The 20,521-nt window shown below is 61.7% G+C and carries 20 protein-coding genes and 1 pseudogene; 11 read left to right on the top strand and 10 right to left on the bottom strand.

Features of this window, described 5'->3' with window-relative positions:
• Positions 1–222: 222 nt before the first annotated feature.
• Genes AC3WMV_RS02130 through AC3WMV_RS02115 form a run of 4 tightly spaced genes read left to right on the top strand, consistent with a single transcriptional unit; the run spans position 223 to position 2,672 of the window.
• Entirely contained in the window at positions 223–531 is a 309-nt protein-coding gene (locus AC3WMV_RS02130; protein WP_007969475.1) for a BufA1 family periplasmic bufferin-type metallophore, read from the top strand.
• Positions 532–556: 25 nt separating this feature from the next.
• Positions 557–1,444 (top strand): MNIO family bufferin maturase, encoded by an 888-nt coding sequence (bufB, locus tag AC3WMV_RS02125; RefSeq protein WP_103369037.1) that lies wholly within the window; start codon positions 557–559, stop codon positions 1,442–1,444.
• Positions 1,441–2,199, top strand: coding sequence for an HvfC/BufC N-terminal domain-containing protein (locus AC3WMV_RS02120; RefSeq protein ID WP_103369038.1), 759 nt, complete (start codon positions 1,441–1,443; stop codon positions 2,197–2,199). Before bufB ends, AC3WMV_RS02120 begins: the two co-directional genes overlap by 4 nt.
• Positions 2,196–2,672, top strand: coding sequence for a DoxX family protein (locus AC3WMV_RS02115; RefSeq protein WP_103369039.1), 477 nt, complete (start codon positions 2,196–2,198; stop codon positions 2,670–2,672). Before AC3WMV_RS02120 ends, AC3WMV_RS02115 begins: the two co-directional genes overlap by 4 nt.
• 118 nt (positions 2,673–2,790) lie before the next feature.
• Here the strand turns inward: AC3WMV_RS02115 and AC3WMV_RS02110 are convergent, their stop codons facing one another.
• Positions 2,791–3,705, bottom strand: coding sequence for a LysR family transcriptional regulator (locus tag AC3WMV_RS02110; RefSeq protein ID WP_103369040.1), 915 nt, complete (start codon positions 3,703–3,705; stop codon positions 2,791–2,793).
• Positions 3,706–3,808: 103 nt separating this feature from the next.
• Here AC3WMV_RS02110 and AC3WMV_RS02105 point away from each other — a divergent pair, with 103 nt between their 5' ends.
• The 3 genes from AC3WMV_RS02105 to AC3WMV_RS02095 all read left to right on the top strand — a co-directional run bounded on the left by AC3WMV_RS02105 (position 3,809) and on the right by AC3WMV_RS02095 (position 6,832).
• Complete coding sequence (locus tag AC3WMV_RS02105; protein WP_103369041.1) at positions 3,809–4,408, top strand: short chain dehydrogenase; 600 nt, start codon at positions 3,809–3,811, stop codon at positions 4,406–4,408.
• 59 nt (positions 4,409–4,467) lie between these two features.
• Positions 4,468–5,121, top strand: coding sequence for a COG3650 family protein (locus tag AC3WMV_RS02100; protein ID WP_003222359.1), 654 nt, complete (start codon positions 4,468–4,470; stop codon positions 5,119–5,121).
• 97 nt (positions 5,122–5,218) lie between these two features.
• Positions 5,219–6,832, top strand: coding sequence for an NAD(P)/FAD-dependent oxidoreductase (locus AC3WMV_RS02095; RefSeq protein WP_003222357.1), 1,614 nt, complete (start codon positions 5,219–5,221; stop codon positions 6,830–6,832).
• Between the two features lie 137 nt (positions 6,833–6,969).
• On the opposite strand, the gene AC3WMV_RS02090 is transcribed toward AC3WMV_RS02095, so the two are convergent.
• Entirely contained in the window at positions 6,970–8,064 is a 1,095-nt protein-coding gene (locus AC3WMV_RS02090) for a PLP-dependent cysteine synthase family protein (protein WP_103369625.1), read from the bottom strand.
• A gap of 336 nt (positions 8,065–8,400) precedes the next feature.
• On the opposite strand from AC3WMV_RS02090, the pseudogene AC3WMV_RS02085 reads away from it, so the two are divergent.
• Both AC3WMV_RS02085 and AC3WMV_RS02080 read left to right on the top strand, forming a co-directional pair.
• Positions 8,401–9,615, top strand: a pseudogene (locus tag AC3WMV_RS02085) (colicin E3/pyocin S6 family cytotoxin).
• A gap of 5 nt (positions 9,616–9,620) precedes the next feature.
• Positions 9,621–9,878 (top strand): colicin E3-like toxin immunity protein, encoded by a 258-nt coding sequence (locus AC3WMV_RS02080; RefSeq protein WP_371917799.1) that lies wholly within the window; start codon positions 9,621–9,623, stop codon positions 9,876–9,878.
• Between the two features lie 71 nt (positions 9,879–9,949).
• On the opposite strand, the gene AC3WMV_RS02075 is transcribed toward AC3WMV_RS02080, so the two are convergent.
• A complete protein-coding gene (locus AC3WMV_RS02075) occupies positions 9,950–10,414 on the bottom strand; it encodes an outer membrane lipoprotein (RefSeq protein WP_007969461.1) in 465 nt (154 codons plus the stop codon).
• 167 nt (positions 10,415–10,581) lie between these two features.
• On the opposite strand from AC3WMV_RS02075, the gene AC3WMV_RS02070 reads away from it, so the two are divergent.
• Entirely contained in the window at positions 10,582–10,818 is a 237-nt protein-coding gene (locus tag AC3WMV_RS02070) for a hypothetical protein (protein ID WP_103369626.1), read from the top strand.
• 5 nt (positions 10,819–10,823) lie between these two features.
• Here AC3WMV_RS02070 and pdxH read toward each other — a convergent pair whose 3' ends face one another.
• From pdxH to dinG, 5 genes are all read right to left on the bottom strand, one after another.
• The gene (gene pdxH, locus AC3WMV_RS02065) at positions 10,824–11,471 is read right to left on the bottom strand and encodes a pyridoxamine 5'-phosphate oxidase (protein ID WP_103369627.1); all 648 of its coding nucleotides are present in this window, start codon (positions 11,469–11,471) and stop codon (positions 10,824–10,826) included.
• A 24-nt stretch (positions 11,472–11,495) separates the two neighbouring features.
• A complete protein-coding gene (locus tag AC3WMV_RS02060) occupies positions 11,496–12,632 on the bottom strand; it encodes an OmpA family protein (RefSeq protein WP_103369628.1) in 1,137 nt (378 codons plus the stop codon).
• Positions 12,633–12,745: 113 nt separating this feature from the next.
• Positions 12,746–13,891, bottom strand: coding sequence for a serine hydrolase domain-containing protein (locus tag AC3WMV_RS02055; RefSeq protein WP_098967554.1), 1,146 nt, complete (start codon positions 13,889–13,891; stop codon positions 12,746–12,748).
• 213 nt (positions 13,892–14,104) lie between these two features.
• The gene (locus AC3WMV_RS02050) at positions 14,105–16,597 is read right to left on the bottom strand and encodes a beta-galactosidase (protein ID WP_103369629.1); all 2,493 of its coding nucleotides are present in this window, start codon (positions 16,595–16,597) and stop codon (positions 14,105–14,107) included.
• A gap of 94 nt (positions 16,598–16,691) precedes the next feature.
• Positions 16,692–18,836 (bottom strand): ATP-dependent DNA helicase DinG, encoded by a 2,145-nt coding sequence (gene dinG, locus AC3WMV_RS02045; protein ID WP_003222341.1) that lies wholly within the window; start codon positions 18,834–18,836, stop codon positions 16,692–16,694.
• Positions 18,837–18,935: 99 nt separating this feature from the next.
• On the opposite strand from dinG, the gene AC3WMV_RS02040 reads away from it, so the two are divergent.
• Positions 18,936–19,400, top strand: coding sequence for a CopD family protein (locus AC3WMV_RS02040; protein ID WP_103369630.1), 465 nt, complete (start codon positions 18,936–18,938; stop codon positions 19,398–19,400).
• An 81-nt stretch (positions 19,401–19,481) separates the two neighbouring features.
• Here the strand turns inward: AC3WMV_RS02040 and AC3WMV_RS02035 are convergent, their stop codons facing one another.
• Entirely contained in the window at positions 19,482–20,240 is a 759-nt protein-coding gene (locus AC3WMV_RS02035; protein WP_103369631.1) for a hypothetical protein, read from the bottom strand.
• Positions 20,233–20,508, bottom strand: a complete 276-nt coding sequence (locus tag AC3WMV_RS02030; protein WP_027614360.1) for a DUF1145 domain-containing protein — start codon at positions 20,506–20,508, stop codon at positions 20,233–20,235. The genes AC3WMV_RS02035 and AC3WMV_RS02030 overlap by 8 nt, the downstream gene beginning before the upstream one ends.
• Positions 20,509–20,521: the final 13 nt, after the last annotated feature.

Here is a 20,521-nt window from a genome sequence, read left to right as displayed (position 1 = left end):
TGTGGGAGCGGGCTTGCTCGCGAAGGCGTAGTGTCAGACGCCATTGATGCTTGATGACACACCGCCTTCGCGAGCAAGCCCGCTCCCACAGTGGATTGCCGTGTTCGAAGATTTTTCTGAAAAATTTGCACTGCGCTGTAACGCATCGCCATGAGCGTTCTCTAGTGGGGTAAGCAAGCGCACTTCGCTTGTAAAACCCAAGCTCAAATCTGGAGAAACATCATGACTGCTACCACTCGCACCCTGTCCGCCGCTGCACTGGTTCTGGCTCTTGGTTCCGCCCTGAGCATGACCGCCGTTTCCAGCGCCAATGCCGCCGACAACAGCAACATGGAAAAATGCTTCGGCGTGGCCATGAAGGGTCACAACGATTGCGCCGCGGGCGCGGGCACTACCTGTGCCGGCACAGCGAAGATGGACTACCAGGCCAACTCGTGGAAGTTCGTGCCGAAAGGCACCTGCACCACCACCGAGAGCAAGACCTCGCCGACCGGTTTCGGTCAGATGGAAGCCTTCAAAGCCAAGTCCTGATCCATTGCCTGCCCGAGTGACGCCCATGTTCACCACCAACGAACCTGTCCCACCGCGCACTCGGGCAGCCCTCTGCGGGCTCCCGCCCCGCGCGGGGCTGGGGCTCAAGACCGGGCACTTTGTTGAAGTGCTCGGCACCCAACCGGACATCGGTTTCTTTGAAGTCCACGCCGAAAACTACATGGTCGACGGCGGTCCGTTTCATCATTTTCTCGGCTTGATCCGCGAGCAGTATCCGCTGTCGCTGCACGGTGTCGGGCTGTCGATCGGGGCCGAAGGGCCATTGGACATTCAGCACCTGCAACGCCTGCAAACACTGATCGAGCGCTATCAACCGCAAGCCTTTTCCGAACACCTGGCTTGGTCGAGCCACGGCCCGGTGTTCCTCAATGACCTGCTGCCGCTGGCGTATGACACGCCGACGCTGAACCGCGTCTGCGCGCATATCGACCAGGTGCAGAACAGCCTCAAGCGCCCGATGCTGCTGGAAAATCCAGCGACCTATCTCGGCTTCGAACGCTCAACCATCGATGAGCCGGCGTTCATCGCCGAGGTGATCCGTCGCAGCGGCTGCGGTTTGCTGCTCGACGTCAACAACGTCTACGTCTCGTGCATCAATCATCAACGCGATCCACTGACCTACCTCGACGCGCTGCCGTTGCACGCGGTTGGCGAGATTCATCTGGCCGGGTTCGCCGAAGACGCCGACAGCCTCGGCGACCGCTTGCTGATCGATGATCACGGCGCGCCGATTGATGACGCGGTCTGGGCGCTATACCGACAGGCGCTCGAACGCGTTGGCCCGGTGGCAACGTTGATCGAGCGGGACAATCAGGTCCCGGCGTTCAATGTGCTGCTGGGCGAGGCGCAGCAGGCCGAAGCGTTGTTGCTGCACGCTGGGAGTCGGCCATGAGCACTCAAGCCGACTTCAGCGCCGCCCTGCTCGACACTCGCCTGCCCTGCCCCGCCGGCCTGTGCAGCGCCAACGGTGCCGATCCTGCCAGCCGATTCTCGGTGTATCGCAATAACGTGCAAGGTTCGTTAATCAACGCGCTGGCCGACAGTTATCCGGTGGTGCAGCAGTTGGTCGGCGAGGAATTCTTCCGTGGCATGGCCGGCATATTCATCCAGCAGCAGCCGCCGCACAGTCCGTTGATGAGCCGTTACGGCGACGGTCTGGCGGACTTCATTGACGCATTCGAAGCGGCGGCCGAGGTGCCGTATCTGGCCGATGTCGCACGGCTCGAACGCTTGCGCACCCGCGCTTATCACGCCGCCGATGCCGCGACGGTCAGTGCGCAACAGATCAGCGCTGCACTGGCCGATCCGCAAACACTCGCCGAACTGAACATCACCCTGCATCCCTCGCTGCACCTGCTCGATTCGGCCTGTGCGGTGGTTTCGATCTGGGCCGCACATCAAGGAGACGCGACGCTGGCAGGCATCGACATCCATCAAGGGCAACACGCACTGGTGCTGCGCAACGGTCTGGAGGTCGAGGTGTTTGCTCTCGATCACGGCGCCAGCGTATTCATCCGCCATCTGCTCAACCACCGACCGCTGCTGCAAGCGGCGCAAGACAGTCCGCCCTTCGATCTGCCGCAGACCCTCGCCCTGCTGATCGGCCACAACGCCATCACCGACCTGAACACCAAGGTATCGCCATGAACAACCTCATCATTCGCGCCATCGGATTAATGGAAAAAATCCCCCACAGCCTGATCGCCTTCATCGCGCGATTCTCGATTGCCGCGGTGTTCTGGAAGTCCGGGCAGACCAAGGTCGAGGGGCTGGCCATCGATTTGATCGACGGCACCTTGCAACTCGGCTGGCCACATTTGGCGGACTCGACGATTCCGTTGTTCCAGAGCGAATACCACGTACCGCTGCTGTCACCGGAAATCGCCGCGCACATGGCGGCGTTTGCCGAACACTTCTTTCCGGCACTGATATTGATCGGCTTCGCCACGAGGTTTTCGGCGCTGGCGCTGTTGGGCATGACGCTGGTCATCGAGGTGTTCGTCTATCCCGATGCCTACCCGACCCATGGCACCTGGGCGGCAGTGTTGCTGTACCTGATGGCGACCGGGCCGGGGAAATTGTCAATTGATCACATGATCGCCAGGTACTACAAACGCTGATGTCTCTGATGTCTCTGTAGGAGCTGCCGAAGGCTGCGATCTTTTGATTTTTAAGGTCAAAAGATCGCAGCCTTCGGCAGCTCCTACAGAGGTATTACGGGTATCACGGGCATCGTAGTCAATGCGCCAGACGATCCAACGCCTCGCCGCTGCGTTTGAACCAGCCAATCAGATAATCCGCCAGCACTTGCGTGCGTTTGGGCAAGCCGCCCTGGTACGGATGCACCAGATACATCGGCATCCGGCGCGTCTGAAAATCGCGCAGCAGCCAGCGCAACCGGCCATCAGCCAACTCCGTTTGCAGCAGGTACGACGGCAACCGAGCGATACCGGCGCCGGCCAGTGCGGCTTTCTTCAGCAGGTTGTAATGGTTGCTGGCGAACGGCCCCGACACCCGCACCCGCAGCAATTCGTGCTGTTGGTGATACAGCCATTCCTCGCGGCCACTGTAGTGGCTGTTGAGCAGGCAACGGTGTTCGGCCAGCTCCTGCGGGGTCAGCGGTTCGCCGAACTGTTCTAGATAGGCCGGGCTGGCGCAGGTCATTTCCTGCCACGCCAGCAGCGGCTTGGCCACCAGCCGCTCGTCATTGGCCACCTCGGAGCGAATCGCCAGATCGAAGCCATCCCGGGACAGGTCGCGATAGTGGTTGTTCAGCTCCAGCTCGATCAGCACCTCGGGGTATTGCTGCGAGAACTCCAGCAGCAGGCCATCGAAAAACGTTTCCCCCAGCGACACCGGCACCGTCATCCGCACCGGCCCGGCCATGTCGTCTTTCAAACGCGCCAATGCCTGCCGCGCGCGCTCCACCTGGACGACCAGCGCCTGCGCCTGTGGCAGCAACGCGGCGCCGGCGGCAGTCAGGCTCAAACGACGCGTCGTGCGTTGCAGCAGCACCACGGAAAACTGTGCTTCCAACTGGCTGATGCGCTTGGACAACTGGCCCTTGCTGCAACCCAGTTGCTGCGCCGCCAGGGTAAAGCTGCCAGCCTCGATCAACACCGCAAACGCCGCCAGATCATCCATTTCACTCATGGATTGTTTCCATTTGAAAACCAAAGGTTGCCTATTAGTGCGCTTATCCGCAGAAAAAACCACTCTAGACTGAACCTCGTTCAACCCATTGAGGAACAGTCCCATGAAGATTCTGTTGATCGGTGCTGCCGGCACCATCGGTTCGGCCGTGGATAAAGAGCTGAGCCAGCGTCACGAAGTGATTCGCATCGGTCGCAGCAGCGGCGACTTCCAGGTGGACATCAGCGACAGCGCCTCGATTCGCAAGCTGTTCGAGCAGACCGGCAAGTTCGACGCGCTGATCTGCGCCGCCGGCAACGTGACCTTTGCTCCGCTCGGCGAGATGAACGCTGACAGTTTCGCTTTGGGCCTGAAAGACAAGCTGATGGGCCAGGTCAACCTGCTGCTGATCGGCCGCGAATACACCAACGACGGTGCCTCGTTCACCTTCACCACCGGCGTGCTCAGCCACGACCCGATCCGTACCGGCGCCTCGGCGGCACTGGTCAACGGCGCTCTGGACAGCTTCGTCAAAGCCGCCGCCATCGAATTGCCGCGTGGCCTGCGCATCAACTCGATCAGCCCGACCGTGCTGCTGGAAGCCATGGGCAGCTACGCCCCGTACTTCCGTGGCTACAAGCCGGTTGCGGCAGCCGATGTGGCATTGGCCTACGCGAAAAGTGTCGAAGGCCTGCAAACCGGTCAGACCTTTCACGTGGGCTAAACCCTTGTGATCAACGGTCAGCCTGCGTAACGTGGCGGCACTTGTCTGGAGAGCCGAAGATGCGTGTTGCCCGTTCGTTGATCGTTGTTGCCCTGCTGCCGTTGTTCGCCGCCTGCCAATTGCTCGATGGCCCGCGTGAAAGCGCGTCCCACGTCGGGCAGACCCGGATGCAGGGGCAGTTGACGGCGGCCGACGGCAAACTGGTGTTCCAGCCGTGTGGCGAACAGCGTCAGTATGTGGTCAACGACATCGGCGGCACCAGCGTGCTGCAAGAAGCCGCGACCCTCGCCGATCAGCAGGGCAAGCTGTTTGCCGATGTGCGCGGGAAGATCGCCGGCGACCGCCTCGACCTCGGTCAGTTGTATCGCGTCGAGCGTTCCGGCACCGCGTGCGATGACCCGAACTTCAAGCTGTTGATCCTGCGTGCCGCCGGCCACGGGCCCGAATGGAACGTCAAAGTCAGCGGCAAGGGCATGGTCATCGACCGTGAAGGCCAGCCGGCGCTGGCGGTGCCTTATGTCGAAGAGCAATTGGGCGACGGCCGCTTCAACCTCAGCAGCGAAGCCAACAACCAGCGCATCGAGTTGTGGGTCGCGCCGCAGCGCTGCGTCGACAGCAGCACCGGCAGCGTGCAGCACATGAGCGCCGAGCTGCGCATCGACGGCAAGGTCGAGCGTGGTTGCGGGTATTTCGGCGGATCGCGTAACGACTGAGCGTTTTAGCCTCACCGGATCCGGCCTTTGCGGCTTATAATCGCGGCCTTCAAACGCCCTGGCGCAGTTGTGCGCCCCGCGAATCCGGATCCTCGCCATGTTACGAATCACCGAACTCAAGCTGCCAATCGACCATCCCGAAGAAGACCTGCGTGCCGCCATCGTGCAGCGCCTGGGCATCGCCAGCGATGATTTGCTCGATTTCACCTTGTTCAAGCGCAGCTACGACGCGCGCAAAAAGTCCTCCGAACTGTGCTTCATCTACACCATCGACCTCACCGTGCGCGACGAGGCCAAGGTGCTGGGCAAGTTCGCCGACGACCGTAACGTCAACGTGGCGCCGGATGTCAGCTACAAATTCGTCGGTCAGGCGCCAAGCGACCTGAGCCAGCGCCCGATCGTGGTCGGTTTCGGCCCGTGCGGGATTTTCGCCGGCCTGCTGCTGGCGCAGATGGGCTTCAAACCGATCATCCTTGAACGCGGCACCGAAGTTCGTCAGCGCACCAAGGACACCTGGGGCCTGTGGCGTAAAAGCGTGCTCAACCCCGAGTCCAACGTGCAGTTCGGCGAAGGCGGCGCGGGCACGTTCTCCGACGGCAAGCTGTACAGCCAGATCAAGGATCCGAAGTTCCTTGGCCGCAAAGTCCTGCACGAGTTCGTCAAGGCCGGTGCGCCGGAAGAGATTCTCTACGTCAGCAAACCGCACATCGGTACGTTCCGTCTGACCGGCATGGTCGAGACCATGCGTGAAGAGATCCGCGCCCTGGGTGGCGAAGTACGCTTCCAGGAACGCGTCACCGACGTGCTGATCGAAGACGGTCAACTGGTCGGCGTCGAGCTGGCGAGCGGTGAAACCCTGCATTCGAAACACGTGGTTCTGGCCCTCGGCCACAGTGCCCGCGACACCTTCCGCATGCTTCACAGCCGTGGCGTGTTCATGGAAGCCAAGCCGTTCTCGGTGGGTTTCCGCATCGAGCACCCGCAATCGCTGATCGACCGTGCGCGGCTGGGCAAGTACGCCGGCCACCCGAAGCTGGGCGCCGCCGACTACAAACTGGTGCACCACGCCAAGAACGGCCGTTCGGTCTACAGCTTCTGCATGTGCCCGGGCGGCACCGTGGTGGCGGCGACTTCCGAGCCGAATCGCGTGGTCACCAACGGCATGAGCCAGTACTCGCGTAACGAGCGCAACGCCAACTCCGGGATCGTCGTCGGCATCACCCCGGAAGTCGATTACCCGGGCGGCCCGCTGGCCGGGATCGAGTTGCAGGAGCGTCTGGAATCCCACGCGTTCATCCTCGGCGGCAGCGACTACAAGGCCCCGGCGCAACTGGTCGGCGACTTCATCAACGGCACCCCGTCCACCGAACTGGGCGAAGTCGAGCCGTCGTACAAACCGGGCGTGGCCCTGGGCGACCTGGCCTTGGCGCTGCCGGACTTTGCCATCGAAGCGATTCGTGAAGCGTTGCCGGCGTTCGAGAAACAGATTCGCGGCTACTCGCTGCACGACGCGGTGTTGACCGGGATCGAAACCCGTACCTCGTCGCCGCTGCGCATCACGCGTAACGAATCGCTGCAGAGCATGAACGTCAAAGGTCTGTTCCCGGCGGGTGAAGGTGCGGGTTATGCGGGCGGGATTCTGTCGGCGGGGGTCGACGGGATTCGGATTGCGGAAGCTGTGGCGCGGGACATTCTAGGCCTCGAAGCCTGATACATCTGTCTTGAAGTAACACCAACCTCCTGTGGGAGCGGGCTTGCTCGCGAATGCGGTGGGTCAGTCGACGACAATGTTGACTGACCCACCGCATTCGCGAGCAAGCCCGCTCCCACAGTGGTTTCTGTGTTACTTCAGATATTGGCGCGCAGCACTGAAGTCGGCAGCGCCTCACCTTTCTCGGCACTCGCCGCCACCGCCGCAATCAATCCCTCCAGCTCATAGCCCTGCGCCTTGAGCCACGTCTGATCGTAATAGGTGTCGGCATAACGCTCGCCGCCATCGCACAGAATCGCCACGATCGACCCCGACTCCCCCGCCGCTTTCATTTGCTGCGCCGCCATCAGCGCGCCGATCAGATTGGTGCCGCTCGACCCGCCGACATGCCGTCCCAGACGCTGCGCCAGATAATGCATGGCCGCCAGCGACAAGGCGTCAGGCACCTTGACCATTGCATCGATAACCTTGGGCAGGAACGACGCTTCCACCCGAGGCCGGCCAATGCCTTCGATCCGCGAACCGCAGTCCAGACGCAGACTGGCGTCACCGGTCTGGTAGTAATCGAAGAACACCGAACGCTCGGCGTCGGCGCACAACACTCGGGTGCAATGCTGGCGATAACGCACATAGCGGCCGAGGGTCGCGGTGGTGCCGCCGGTGCCGGGGCTGGAAATCAGCCAGCTCGGTTCCGGGTGTTTCTCGAAACGCATCTGCTGGAAGATCGACTCGGCGATGTTGTTGTTCGCCCGCCAGTCGGTGGCCCGCTCGGCGTAGGTGAACTGGTCGATGAAGTGGCCGCCATGCTCGCGGGCCAGACGTTCGGATTCGGCGTAAATCTGCGTCGGATCCTTCACCAGATGACTCTGGCCACCATAGAAGGCGATCTGCGCGATCTTCTCTTTCGAGGTGGTCGCCGGCATCACCGCAATGAACGGCAAACCGAGCATGCGCGCGAAATACGCCTCGGAAATCGCCGTCGAACCGCTGGACGCCTCGATCACCGGCGCGCCGGGCTTGAGCCAGCCGTTACACAACGCATACAGGAACAACGACCGCGCCAGACGGTGCTTGAGGCTGCCGGTGGGATGGCTCGACTCGTCCTTGAAATACAACTCGATGCCTGCAAACCCCGGCAGCGGCAAGGGGATCAGATGGGTGTCGGCGCTGCGCTGGAAGTCCGCTTCGATGATGCGGATGGCTTCGCGGGCCCACTGGCGGTTGTCGCTCATGGTCATGCTCTCGTTGAGTCGGGCAGGAGTAGCCTTGTCACAGGCTCAGTCCCCCAGCATAGGAAAAAACCGGCAAGGCTCACAGATACAGCTGAGGCTCAATTCATCCACCAACTGCCAGGTTCTGGGCAAATGGGTATCAGGCTTTTGCAGTAATTGCGCAGAACCCATCTCCCCGTTCTTTGAACTGAAGCGGCCTGCTCGCCCCCCTGCCAGACAAATAGCGAACAATCCGCACTTAATCAAAGATCCGTCCTACAGCCAGCAATTGTCCGCTTCGTTAACGTCGTGCAGCCCTTTCGAAGGGTTGTCGATGGATGAACGAAAGGACGCTCAGTGGCTCGCAACAAGGACATTCCCCGGGTTCCCAACCCGCCGGCGGGCGACGGTCATCACGTCACCTGGCGCTACATGACGGCCACTGAACTGGCCGAGCGCGACGCCCGACAAAATGCATACGACGCCATGCTGGCGCGGCAGGAGGCTTTCGAGCGCAGTCGAGAGGTTGCGGCGAAAAAGCCTGATCCCGTACGCGCCGGGTGAGTGTTCGCCAAGTCCTGCAAATTGCCGGACGCGATCATCGACTACGCGAATCCTTCGGGGATGGTACCCACCGACAGCCTGAAAGATTACGGAGATCTGGTCCTGCTCGGCGGCCGTGAAGCCGATGACAGCGGCGGCGTTCCACTCAAGAAAATCAGCGGCACTGCCATCCCGGCAGGCCTGGGCACCTTCGCCTTTGCGGGTGAGGCGTTCAAGGCATTGCCCGCCATCGCTTCCGCCGCCGTTGTGACACCTTTGGTCGGGCTGGTGGCGTTGCTCATGCCATCGAACCTGGGCGACAGCGCCCTCTACACCGAAGACCAGTTGCTCGCCCTCAGACAGGCTCGAACCCGCGTGCGCCTACATGTCGAACAACAGGCCGACGGCAGCCTCAAGGGTTATGGTTTTTACACCGGCAAGAATCGCGACTGGGAAATGGTCGATGTCGCGCAGTTCACCGCACGTGATAACCGCTTTGTCGCAGACCTCGGCGAAGGCATCGAACTGATCTGGACGCCCGCCGTGGACGGCTCCGACATCCTCGGCATCCCCGCTCCGCAGGCACCGCATATCTGGGTGTATCCGCCGACGAAAGCGGCGGACGGGATTCTGGTGAATCCGGTTTATCCGCCGGAGTATCGGGATTTCATTCTGGTGTTTCCGGCGGATTCGGGGGTTCGGCCTCTATACATCGTGGTCAACACCTCGCGCAAAGGCTTACCACCAGCAGGACACAGCTATCATAAACCGCCGAAAGCAGAGGAAATTACCGCGTTTCCCGGCCTGAAAAAGGCACAGAAAATGAATCCCGTACAAGGAGGTGGCGGACTTCGGGAACGATGGAAGGATGCAAAAGGCAGGAGAATTTATGAGTGGGACTCGATGCACGGCGAGTTGGAAGTTTACCGTGCAAGTGACGGAACTCACCTAGGCGCTTTTGACCCTTTTACAGGAGAGCGACGAGAAGACCCGAAAGATGAAAGAAGCATCAGAAAAAAATACTTGTGAGGGTGATGATGGGATTAAAACTAAGGCTGGAGTGGTACGACAAGCAAACCCATCTATGCGAGGGCGAAGAATATTCCGAGGATTTAGGCGACGATGAAACCGTTTTGAATGCCTTGGGTATACCGGTGGAAAACAACATTAATAATGGCGGCTTCAACGTACTCGAAAGTTGGAAACCTGTCCTTCAACCTTACTTTCAAAATAATATTTCCCTAACGACTTACGACTATCAAATTTCGTTCGACTACAGCGACGTCTGGTAAGCGGCACCTCAAATCATAAAAAACCCCGACCAGTCACCTGATCGGGGTTTTCTTTCACCGCTCGTTGCCGCTTAGTGCGAAACGCGGCTGGTGCCACCGACGGTGGAGATGCGCACGCGCTCACCGACACGGAACACTTCGTTTTCCTGAACCTGTTGCACGTAGGCGCGCATGCTGCCGTCGTCTTCGCGCACGGTGATTTCCACGCCCTGGGTGCGGGTCAGGCCTTCTTCAGTCGCGGAACCGATCAGACCACCGGCCACAGCACCGATGACCGCCGCGACGATGCTGCCTTTGCCGCCACCGATGGCGCTGCCGCCGACACCGCCGACCACTGCGCCTGCAGCGCCGCCGATCGGGGTCTTGGTGCCTTCGATTTTCACCGGACGCAGGGATTCGATGGTGCCCATGCGAATCGTCTGCACACGACGCGCTTCGTCACGGGAGTAGGAGTCACCGGTCAGGCTCGACTGGCAGCCGGTCAGCAACATCGCCATCGTGGAAAAGGAAGCAACCAGCAGAACAGACTTACGCATAGCATCAACTCCAAAAGAACATGTGTTCATTAAACCCCGCTGCTTGACGCCTGTCACGACGCAGCCCGGATAAACTTGATTTTATTCAGGCCCGGTACAGGCACCTGCAAACTCACCCAACAGTAGCGCCAAATCGCTCAATCCGCCCTGCCGACCCAAGGATTTTCATGGATTACCTGATCATTTTCGTCACCACCGTCGCCGGTCTGTACTTCCATTGGTGGCTGTACGTGCGGATCAAACGCTGGATGGATCGTGATCTGGCCCTGTCGCTGGCGGGCAAGGATGAAGACAAACGCGCCTTCATGCTGGAACGACTGGCCGATGCCCGCGTGCAGAGGATCAAGCGTCGGGACCTGCCGAAGTGGCTTGAGGCCGCTGCGGCAGGCTATCCCGCTCGGTAGACTGCTCAGGGCGCCAGACGTTCAAGAATCCAGTTGGCGCCCTGCTGACGGTAGTTCAGGCGATCGTGCAGACGACTTGGACGGCCCTGCCAGAACTCGATGCGCTCAGGCAGCAGGCGGTAACCGCCCCAATGTTCCGGGCAGTCGGGCTGGGTGTCGCTGAAGCGCTGTTCAGTCGCCTTGAGCAGATCTTCCAGCTCGCCGCGCCCGTTGATCACCCGGCTCTGCGGTGAGGCCCAGGCGCCGAGCCGGCTGCCCAGCGGACGCACCTGATAATACGCGTCGGACTCTTGCGGCGTGACCTTCACCACTCGCCCTTCGACGCGCACCTGACGTTCCAGGGTTGGCCAGAAAAACGTCATGGCCGCGAAAGGATTCGCCGCCAGATGCTGGCCCTTGGCGCTGTCGTAGTTGGTGAAAAAGGTGAAGCCCTGCGCGTCCAGCCCCTTGAGCAGCAGAATGCGGCAATGCGGCCGCCCGTCCGAATCCACCGTGGCCAAGGTCATGGCGTTGGCTTCCACTGGCGCCTGTTCGGTTTTCACCGCGTCGGCAAACCATTGGTGGAACAGCGCAAACGGTTCGCCCGGGGCTTGCGCCTCGGTCAGTCCGTCCCGGGTGTAATCACGACGCATATCTGCCAGAGCCTGGGTCATGGCGCATTCCTTTTCGTTAGCGGATCACTGCTTGGAAGTATCGCTTGCAGCAACTTTCTTGTCAGTCGCTGCGGCTTTAGCCGGGGCGGTTTTCTTGGCAGGGTTTTTTGCCGGTGCCTTGGTCGCCGCTTTTTTCGCAGGCGCCTTGGCGGCGGCTTTCTTCGCTGGAGCCTTTTTGGTTGCAGGTACGGCGGCCTTCGAAGCAGCCGGCGCCGGAGTTACCGGTTTGGCTGCAGGCTTGACGTCCTGTGCCGCAAGCATCGTGGTCGGTGCCGGCGCTGGCATGTTGTACTTGCTCAGCAGCGCAACCATGGTGTTCTGCGGGGTCACCAGCAGTTCGACGCGACGGTTCAGGGCACGGCCTTCGGCGCTGTCGTTGGCCGCACGCGGGGCATCGCCGCCCATGCCACGCAGCATCAGGCGATCACGCTGCAAGCCGCTCAGACGGAAGATCGCCGCCACGGACTGGGCGCGCTCCTGGCTGAGTTTGACGTTGGCCGGCGCGGCACCGGTGTTGTCGCTGTGACCAAGCACCAGGACTGCGGTTTTCGGGTCAGCTTCGAGGATTTTCGCGACATTGGTGAACGGGCTGAGGGTCACCGGCAGCAGCATCGCTGGACGCTTCGGGTTGAACGAGCCTTCAACCGGCGCGATCACCACCAGCACGTTGTCACGGCGCTCAAGTTGCAGATTGCTGTCCTTGATCGCTGCACGCAGACGTGGCTCATAGTCATCCAGCCAGGCTTGGGTGACTTTCGGGTCAGGCATCGGCACCACTTTGGCAGTCGATTGATCCTTGCCGCCGAACGGCCACCACCACTTCGTGCCGGTGTCGGCATCGGCCTTGGCCACTGCCGCCGGTTTGGCTTCTGGTTTGACTTCGGGTTTCACCTCGGCTTTGGCCGCCCCATCATCGGAACCGCCGAACGGCCAGTACCAGTGGCTGCTGCTTTCAGTCTTGGCCACCGGTGCGGTCGCGGCAGGTTTGAGCGGCGCCGGGGCTACGGCAGGAGCCGGGGCTGGGGCCGGCTCTTTGGCCGCCACTTTGTCGGAGGAACCGAACGGCCACCAGCTACCGCCGTCCGCATCGTTTTTAGGAGTCTGTGCACAACCGGTGATCGCAACACACAGGGCCAGGGCGAGAGTTTTTTTGGATGACATTGAAAATCCACAAAGTGAAGTAATGAAAAATCAGAGCTCTTTTGCCCGGATAAACTGACGCTTTGAATCGAAAAACCGGATCTGGTTCCAACCCTGGAACCTCATGTAAAGCTTTACAGACAAGTGGCAAGTACCCGCGCCAGTTGCTGCGCACGCGGATCCATCAAGACGTACGGCCCAAGGGTATTTGTCACAAAACCGAACGCGACATCGTGCTCGGGATCAGCAAAACCCACTGAACCGCCCGCCCCCGGATGACCAAACGCCCGCGGGCCGAGGCCGTAGGTGGCGTTCGCCATGTCCGGTTGATCGAGCATGCAGCCCAGACCGAAGCGGGTGCGGGTCAGCAGGGTCTTGTCCTCGCCGTAGCTGTGTTCGCGGGTCAGCTCTTCGAGCATTTCGCTTTCAAGCAGGCTGCCGTCGAGCAAACCGGCGTAGAAACCGGCCAGGCTGCGCGCGTTGCCATGACCATTGGCGGCCGGCTGCTGCATGCGGCGCCATTCCGGTTTGTTGGTGCTGGTGAGCACCGACGGCGGATTGGTGAAGGCGCGAGTGGTCATGGCGGTCGGTTCGCGCATGGTCACTTGCAACAGGCGCTGGGCCGCGGCATCGCCGACGTTGCCCTTGCCGCGAGCGATGTGCGCCACGCGGTGGAACTCTTCGTCAGCCAGACCGACATGGAAATCCAGCCCCAGCGGCTTGGCGACACGGGCGACGATCGACTCGCCCGGCCCGCGACCGTCAGCGCGGCGCAGCAACTCCCCGACCAGCCAGCCATAGGTGATGGCGGCATAGCCGTGGCCGGTGCCGGGCGTCCACCAGGGCGCTTCGGCCGCAAGGGCGTCGACCATGGTTTGCCATTCGTAGAGGGCCGCGGGCGCCAGCAACTCGCGCAGGGCCGGCAGACCGGCCTGATGGCAGAGCAATTGGCGCAAAGTGACGGATTCTTTGCCGGCAGCCGCGAATTCCGGCCAGTAGCGGGCAACCGGTGCATCCAGTTGCAGTTTGCCTTCGGCCACCAATTGCAATGCGGTGACCGCGGTAAAGGTCTTGGTGCAGGAAAACAGGTTGGCGATGGTGTCGCTGTGCCAGGCCTCGGTTCCGTCCTTGTCGGCCGTACCGGACCAGAGGTCGAGGACGGTTTCTCCGCCGACCTTGATGCACAGGGCTGCGCCGCGTTCCTGGGGATCGTCGAACAGTGCCGCGAAAGCCTCGCGCACCGCTTCGAATTGAAGCTCGTAATGTCCCTGAATCTGCACCCGCAACTCCCCCGCGAAAACGCTCTACAAAGTGGCCCGCATTGTTCCAGCCCTTGAGGGATTTGGGAACAGCTGCGGGCCGGACGGTTGAATGCTGTAGTGAGGCGGCTGACGCCTTCGCGAGCAGGCTCGCTCCCACACTGGATCGATGGTGTTCACAAATCCGATGTGGGAGCGAGCCTGCTCGCGAAGAACGATGACGCGGTCTAAACCTTAATGACCATTGCCCGAGTGCCCACCGGCATGCCCGCCCCCCGGGCCTTTGCCGGCTTCAGCCTTGCGCCCGCCTTCGGCTTCATGACCGGCGGCGGCCGCTTTCTCAGCCTCCTTGCCCAACTGATCGATCGCCTGCAAATTGCTCTTGCGCACCGCCTCGACAAAGCCCTGATACGGCAGATCGGTAATCCCCACCAGGCCGAAGTGCCCGTTCTCGCCATCGAGCAGACGCCCGGTCACCGGTTGATCCAGATACTGGAACCAGTGCACGCCGACAATCGACGGTTCACTCAGCGCCTGTTTGAGGAAATTGGCGTACGCCGGGCCACGATCTTCTTCCCGCGCCAGTTGCGTCACGCCACCCCAGAACGGGCCACGATCACTGGAGCCGAAGTTGAATTCGGTGATCAGTACCGGTTTGTCGAGGGCGCGCAGAGCGGCGAAGTCATAGCCGTCCTGTGGTTTCAGCGTGTACATGTTGAAACTCAACACGTCGCAATACTGCGCGCAGGACGCAACCGCTTCCGGAGTGCTGGTGGCGAAACGGCCACCGAGCAGCAACTGATTCGGCGCGTGCCACTTCAGCGAATCGGAGATGGTTTTGAAGTAAGTGTCGGCGAACACTTTCTGGAAGTATTTGAAGTCGTTTTCGATTTCCGGGTGCTCCGGATTCGGCATCGGTGGCACGAAACCCGGGTCTTCCATCAATTCCCACGCCGGCAGATCAATGCCCCACGCTTTCGACAGCCCCGCCTGGTTGCGGTACTTGTCGCGCAGTTGCTTGAGGAATGCGCGCTTGGCCGGCACGTCGGTGGTCATTTTCAATGTGCCGTAGGCCAGAGCGTAGCGCGACTGCGGGTCGTCGCCGGGGCCGGCCCAGGCCAGTTCGTTGTCGGCGTAGTAGCCGATCAACCACGGATCATCACGATGATCGCGGGCAGCAATGGCCACGGCACGCTCGGTGGCCATGGCGAAACGCGGGTCGAACGGGTCAGGCATGCCGCCCCACCAGTCGCTGCCGGTGCTGATGCTGGTGTAGTCGCCGACGATCGACAGCGGCAAGGTGTACGGCACCCGTTCGGCGTCGGCAAGCGAGTCGGCACTCCAGTTGCCGACGGTGTTGAAACCCCAGGCCTGCAGGCGATCGAGGGTGTGCGTGGCCCACTTCTGCTGATCGACCGTGGCCTTGCACGGCGCAGCGACGGGTTGATCGGCAGCCTTTTCAGCAGTCGTCGCTACGGCGTCTGTTTTCGCCGCTGCGGCGACACCGGCCTTCGCCTCGTTTGACTTTGGCACAGGCTCGGCAGCTTTTACTGCGGTTTCTTCAACCGCACCAGCCTTGGCCGCTTCAGCAATTCCGGCCTTGGTATCGCTGTCCGGTTTGCAGGGCTCGCCGTAAACCCGCTGCAGGTTGGCGCCGTAGAAATCGTACCAGCGCCCGTTGCCATAGCCACGGCCCTGATCGGCACCGTTGCCGCCACGGTTGTCGCCCTCGCCGAAATGGCTGGCGAGTGGCTCGTCGGCCTTGGGCAGGGATTCGAACATCCACTCACGCCCGGCCACGTAAGTCTGGTTGACCTGCGGGCTGACGGTGTTGACCCCCAGCGAATAGAACGGATGCCCTTCAGGGGTCACCAGATACCAGCGACCGTCACGCTTTTCGGTGCGGAAAAACCCGCTGGCCTTGAACGCCGGGCCTTTATTCCAGCCACCGAACTTGTCCAGCGAGGACTTTTCGCGCTCGGCCAGCCAGGTTTTCAGCTGTTGCTGTTCCTTGGCGGCGGCGGATTTCAGTTGTTCGTCGTTGCTGATTTTTTCCGGCCATTTGCTGCGGGTCGATTGACCGTAGGCGTCCACCAGATTGCCGTAGACAGCCTGGGTCACGGCATCGCCGTCCTGCACGCCGAAACGTTCGAGCAGCAGGCTCTGCGCGGCTTTCGGCTGATCCATCCACAAGCTCACCGACACCACCTGGCTGCGATCGAGTTCACCGCTGCTGCTGGCCAGCAGAATCCGCTGACCGTCGACGGTCATCGGCATCGGCGGCCCGGCCTTCATGCCCTGGCTCAGCGGCGAGGTCGCCACCAGCGGCACCAAAAGGGTTTGCGCCGGGCCGGCCGGCAGGTCGACGCGACTGGTCAGGGTCTGGCCGTTGTTGCTCTGGATTTGCACATAGACCGTCACGGCCCAGTTCATTGCGCTTTGCAGACGCAGGCTCATCATGCCCGACTGCGACCAGTCCCAGGCGCCGGTTTGCGGGGTCAGGCGCAGGGTCGGACGAGCCACCGGGTTGAACGTCACCCGGCGCAGCACTTCACCTTCCGGGGTTTGCTCGGCGTTGGCTTGTGGCAGGTCAGTGTTTTCGGTGACGACTTTCACCACGTCGGCAGGACGGACGAAGTTGAACAGGGTCTGCTGACCCGCAGGCGCCGCCAGTAACGGGGCAGCGAAAATCAAGGCGAATACGGCAGGCAACGAACGGCGAATCATAAGAACGGAGTTCTCCCTAACGACCAACTAAGGCCAATGGAAAAGCATGGCAGAGAGATAGACAGCGCGGCGGGCAAAACTGCCCACCGTTGTCTCAGGATATTTCACGACGGAATGGCGGTAACGCATTGAGGATCGCCTTGCCGTAGCGCTGGGTGACCAGGCGCCGATCGAGCAAGGTGATGGTGCCGCGGTCTTCTTCGGTACGCAGCAGACGCCCGCAGGCCTGGACCAGCTTCAACGAGGCGTCAGGCACCGAGATTTCCATGAACGGATTGCCGCCACGGGCCTCGATCCACTCCGACAGCGCCGCCTCGACCGGGTCGTCCGGCACCGAGAACGGGATCTTGGCGATCACCACGTGCTCGCAGTACGCCCCCGGCAAGTCCACCCCTTCGGCGAAACTGGCAAGACCGAACAGCACGCTGGAATCGCCGCCATCGACCCGCGCCTTGTGCTTGTTCAGGGTTTCCTGTTTCGACAGGTTGCCTTGAATGAACACTTGCTTGCGCCAATCGCGGTCGAGGCCGTCGAACACGTCCTGCATCTGTTTGCGCGAGGAGAACAGCACCAGCGTGCCGCGCGAGCCTTCGACCAGATCCGGCAACTCGCGGATGATCGCCGCGGTGTGAGCCGCGGCGTCGCGTGGGTCGGCCTTCAGATCCGGCACCCGCAGCACACCGGCATCGGCGTGATGGAACGGGCTCGGCACCACGGCGGTGACGGCTTTTTTCGGCAGACCGGCGCGCATGCGGAACCGGTCGAAGGTGCCCAGCGCAGTCAGGGTTGCCGAGGTCACCAGACAGCCGTAGGCCACGTTCCACAGGCTGCGACGCAGGGTTTCGGCGGCAAGAATCGGGCTGGCGTTGACCTCGATGTCGAACAGCGAACCGCTCTCCGCCAGCGTCAGCCAGCGGGCCATCGGCGGGCTGTCTTCCGGGTCTTCGGCGGTGAACGCGGTCCACAACTCCCAGTTGCCCGACGCCCGCGACAACAGGCTGCCGAACAGCGGATACCACTCCTCGGCCTGATTGCTGGCGATGCCGATGTTGACCTCGCCGTCCATGCCTTCCTTGAGCAGGTCGGTCAGGCGGGTGAACAGATCGTTGAGCCGCGAATAACCCTTTTTCAGCTCGATGCCCATTTCGCGCATGTGCTCGGGAATCACCCCGCCGACGAAACGATGGCGTGGCCGCTCGCGACCTTCGACGTCTTCGCCGGGTTTGAAATCGGCAATCTGCTCGCACGCGGTGAACATGAACTGCTGCTGGGTCTTGATCTCGCGCGCCAGCTCGGGCACTTGCTCGATCAGCTTGCCGAGATCGCCCGGCAACGGATGCTGGGCCAACAATTTGGTGAGGTTCTTCGCGGTGGTTTCCAGCCAGTCGGCAGTGGAACGCAGACGCGTGTAGTGGGCGAAGTGGCCGATGGCCTTGTCCGGCAGGTGGTGACCTTCGTCGAATACGTAAATGGTGTCGCGCGGATCCGGTAGTACCGCGCCGCCGCCCAAAGCGAGGTCAGCCAGCACCATGTCGTGGTTGGTGACGATCACGTCGACCTTGCCCATGCCTTCGCGCGCTTTGTAGAAGGCGCACTGGCCAAAGTTCGGGCAATGACGGTTGGTGCATTGGCTGTGATCGGTGGTCAGGCGCGCCCAGTCGGCGTCTTCCAGCGCGTTGGGCCAACTGTCGCGGTCGCCGTCCCACTTATTGCCGGCGAGCTTCTCGATCATGCTGGTAAACAGCTTCTGACTGGCCTCATCGACCTCGATCTTGAAGCCTTCTTCTTCGAACAGCTGGGCGGTGGCGGTTTGCGCGTGGCCTTCCTGCAGCAGCATGTCGAGCTTGGACAGGCACATGTAGCGGCCACGGCCCTTGGCCAGCGCGAAGCTGAAGTTCAGCCCGCTGTTGCGCATCAGGTCGGGCAAGTCCTTGTAGACGATCTGCTCTTGCAGAGCCACGGTCGCGGTGGCGATCACCAGGCGCTTGCCGGCCAGCTTCGCCGTCGGGATCGCCGCCAGGCTGTAGGCCACGGTCTTGCCGGTACCGGTGCCGGCTTCCACCGCGACAATCGCGGGGTCGCCACTGCGCCGGCCTTCGTCGTCGGTGTCGATATCCCCGAGGACTTTGGCGATTTCAGCGATCATCAGGCGCTGGCCGTAACGCGGCTTGAGGCTCTTGGCTTCAAGAAAACGCGAATAGGCGCCCTGGATCGTGGTTTTGAGTTCAGTGCTGATCATTGATTGTCGGGCGCTAAAAACGCTGGATAAATTTTCAGTGGTTTCGGATGGCGGCTATCATACCCCGCTAATTAATCCCGCGCAGAACGGAGTGCCCCAATGACACCTTTTAGCCTCGTTTATCCGCTGCATGTCCTGTCCGCCCTGGTCTGGGTCGGCGGCATGTTTTTCGCCTGGATGGTCCTGCGTCCGGCGGCTGTAAAGGCTCTCGACGGCCCTGGCCGCCTGACCTTGTGGGTGGAAGTGTTTCAAGGTTTTTTCCGCTGGGTCTGGGTCGCGGTGATCCTGTTGCCGATCAGCGGCGTGGGCATGTTGCACTTGCAGCAGGTCGGTTTAGAGACCGCGCCGAAGTACGTACAGGTGATGATCGGGCTGTATGTGGTAATGACGGCGCTGTTTATCCGGATTCAGGGCTTGCTGCTGCCGGAATTGCGTAAAGCGGTGGAAGCCAAGGACTGGCCGGCGGGTGCGGCGGTATTGGGGCGGATTCGCCGAGTGGTAGGGATCAATTTGATTGTGGGGTTGGTGCTGGTGGCGATTGCGGCGGCGCGGCCGATGTTCTGACCCGCTGACGGCAAGCACTAAAAGCACTATTTGAGGTGAGGGGATTTAACCCCTCACCTCAATTGTGAACAGTGCTGTTATTCAGAGGCGCTGTACGGTCACAGCCCCCGCCGCACCCACCGGCCCAGGCTGACCATCCGCCCCGGCCTTGCCGTTCTTGCCGCCATCGGCGCGATACACCAGGCAGCCCTTGGACTGGCCGCCCTTGCCCGCCTTGCCGCCAACACCTGCCGGACCTCCTGCGCCGCCCGCAACGTTGACCTTGATCAGCTCGGCCGGAAACTCGCGCGGCACTTCAAGACGCACCAACGCACCCGGTGCGCCCGGCTGACCGTCGCTGCCGTTGCTGCCATCAAAACCGTGACCGGCCGCGCCCCAGGTGCAGCCCGGATCTTCGCCGTTGCCGCCATCCAGGCCGACGAAACCCGGTGCACCGGTGCCGCCACGGGCATCGACAAACAGTTTTGGCGCGCTCAGCGCCTTGAACTGCAAATTCAGATTGCGCCCGGCACGGGCGGCTTTTTCATAGGTGCCCGGCGCGCCGCGTGCGGTGATCAGGCTGCCTTCGGACAGTTCGGCACGAATGACTTTCATGTCCAGCGCCTGTTCACTCGGGACGATCGCGATGCGCGCTTCATGGCCCAGACGCAATTCACCGACGGTCAGCTCGGTCACATTGGCAGGAATCAGCAAGGTGCCGTAGTCCGCCACTTCCAGGCGTTCCAGCTGCAAGGTGCTGGCGGTGTTGGGCAAACGCATCAGGGAGTTGGTTTCGACGCTGACCACCTGGGCGCAGGCCAGAGGACTGATGAATGCAGCGAGCAGGCAAAGTTTACGCATGGGAAGAAGCCTCCGGAGCGGCCGGGGCCGGGATGGTTTGCAGGTGAAAAACGCCGAACAGCAGGATGCGCAGACGGTCGCGCCACGGGTTGGGACGCCCTTTGAGGCGCGAGAAAAGCAACTCCAGCACATGCAGCGCCAGCAGCGAGGCACCGGCCAGATTGACCAGCGCATGCAGCGGATGCACAAACGGCAGCAGCAGATTGACCACCACCACGCACCAGAACAGCAGGGTCAGCAAACGCCCCAGCCCCCAGAAAACCTTCATACGCTCCCCCGTG

This window comes from Pseudomonas sp. FW305-3-2-15-E-TSA4 (genome assembly GCF_058787295.1).
This window is presented reverse-complemented; position numbering and strand designations above follow the sequence as displayed.

Coding starts and splice junctions, on each gene's coding strand:
- AC3WMV_RS02035 (WP_103369631.1), bottom strand. CDS start 20,240: ATGCGTAAACTTTGCCTGCTCGCTGCATTCATCAGTCCTCTGGCCTGC.
- AC3WMV_RS02115 (WP_103369039.1), top strand. CDS start 2,196: ATGAACAACCTCATCATTCGCGCCATCGGATTAATGGAAAAAATCCCC.
- AC3WMV_RS02090 (WP_103369625.1), bottom strand. CDS start 8,064: ATGAGCGACAACCGCCAGTGGGCCCGCGAAGCCATCCGCATCATCGAA.
- AC3WMV_RS02130 (WP_007969475.1), top strand. CDS start 223: ATGACTGCTACCACTCGCACCCTGTCCGCCGCTGCACTGGTTCTGGCT.
- AC3WMV_RS02070 (WP_103369626.1), top strand. CDS start 10,582: ATGGATTACCTGATCATTTTCGTCACCACCGTCGCCGGTCTGTACTTC.
- AC3WMV_RS02105 (WP_103369041.1), top strand. CDS start 3,809: ATGAAGATTCTGTTGATCGGTGCTGCCGGCACCATCGGTTCGGCCGTG.
- AC3WMV_RS02030 (WP_027614360.1), bottom strand. CDS start 20,508: ATGAAGGTTTTCTGGGGGCTGGGGCGTTTGCTGACCCTGCTGTTCTGG.
- AC3WMV_RS02120 (WP_103369038.1), top strand. CDS start 1,441: ATGAGCACTCAAGCCGACTTCAGCGCCGCCCTGCTCGACACTCGCCTG.
- AC3WMV_RS02080 (WP_371917799.1), top strand. CDS start 9,621: ATGATGGGATTAAAACTAAGGCTGGAGTGGTACGACAAGCAAACCCAT.
- AC3WMV_RS02060 (WP_103369628.1), bottom strand. CDS start 12,632: ATGTCATCCAAAAAAACTCTCGCCCTGGCCCTGTGTGTTGCGATCACC.
- AC3WMV_RS02075 (WP_007969461.1), bottom strand. CDS start 10,414: ATGCGTAAGTCTGTTCTGCTGGTTGCTTCCTTTTCCACGATGGCGATG.
- dinG (WP_003222341.1), bottom strand. CDS start 18,836: ATGATCAGCACTGAACTCAAAACCACGATCCAGGGCGCCTATTCGCGT.
- AC3WMV_RS02095 (WP_003222357.1), top strand. CDS start 5,219: ATGTTACGAATCACCGAACTCAAGCTGCCAATCGACCATCCCGAAGAA.
- bufB (WP_103369037.1), top strand. CDS start 557: ATGTTCACCACCAACGAACCTGTCCCACCGCGCACTCGGGCAGCCCTC.
- AC3WMV_RS02050 (WP_103369629.1), bottom strand. CDS start 16,597: ATGATTCGCCGTTCGTTGCCTGCCGTATTCGCCTTGATTTTCGCTGCC.
- AC3WMV_RS02100 (WP_003222359.1), top strand. CDS start 4,468: ATGCGTGTTGCCCGTTCGTTGATCGTTGTTGCCCTGCTGCCGTTGTTC.
- AC3WMV_RS02110 (WP_103369040.1), bottom strand. CDS start 3,705: ATGAGTGAAATGGATGATCTGGCGGCGTTTGCGGTGTTGATCGAGGCT.
- AC3WMV_RS02040 (WP_103369630.1), top strand. CDS start 18,936: ATGACACCTTTTAGCCTCGTTTATCCGCTGCATGTCCTGTCCGCCCTG.
- pdxH (WP_103369627.1), bottom strand. CDS start 11,471: ATGACCCAGGCTCTGGCAGATATGCGTCGTGATTACACCCGGGACGGA.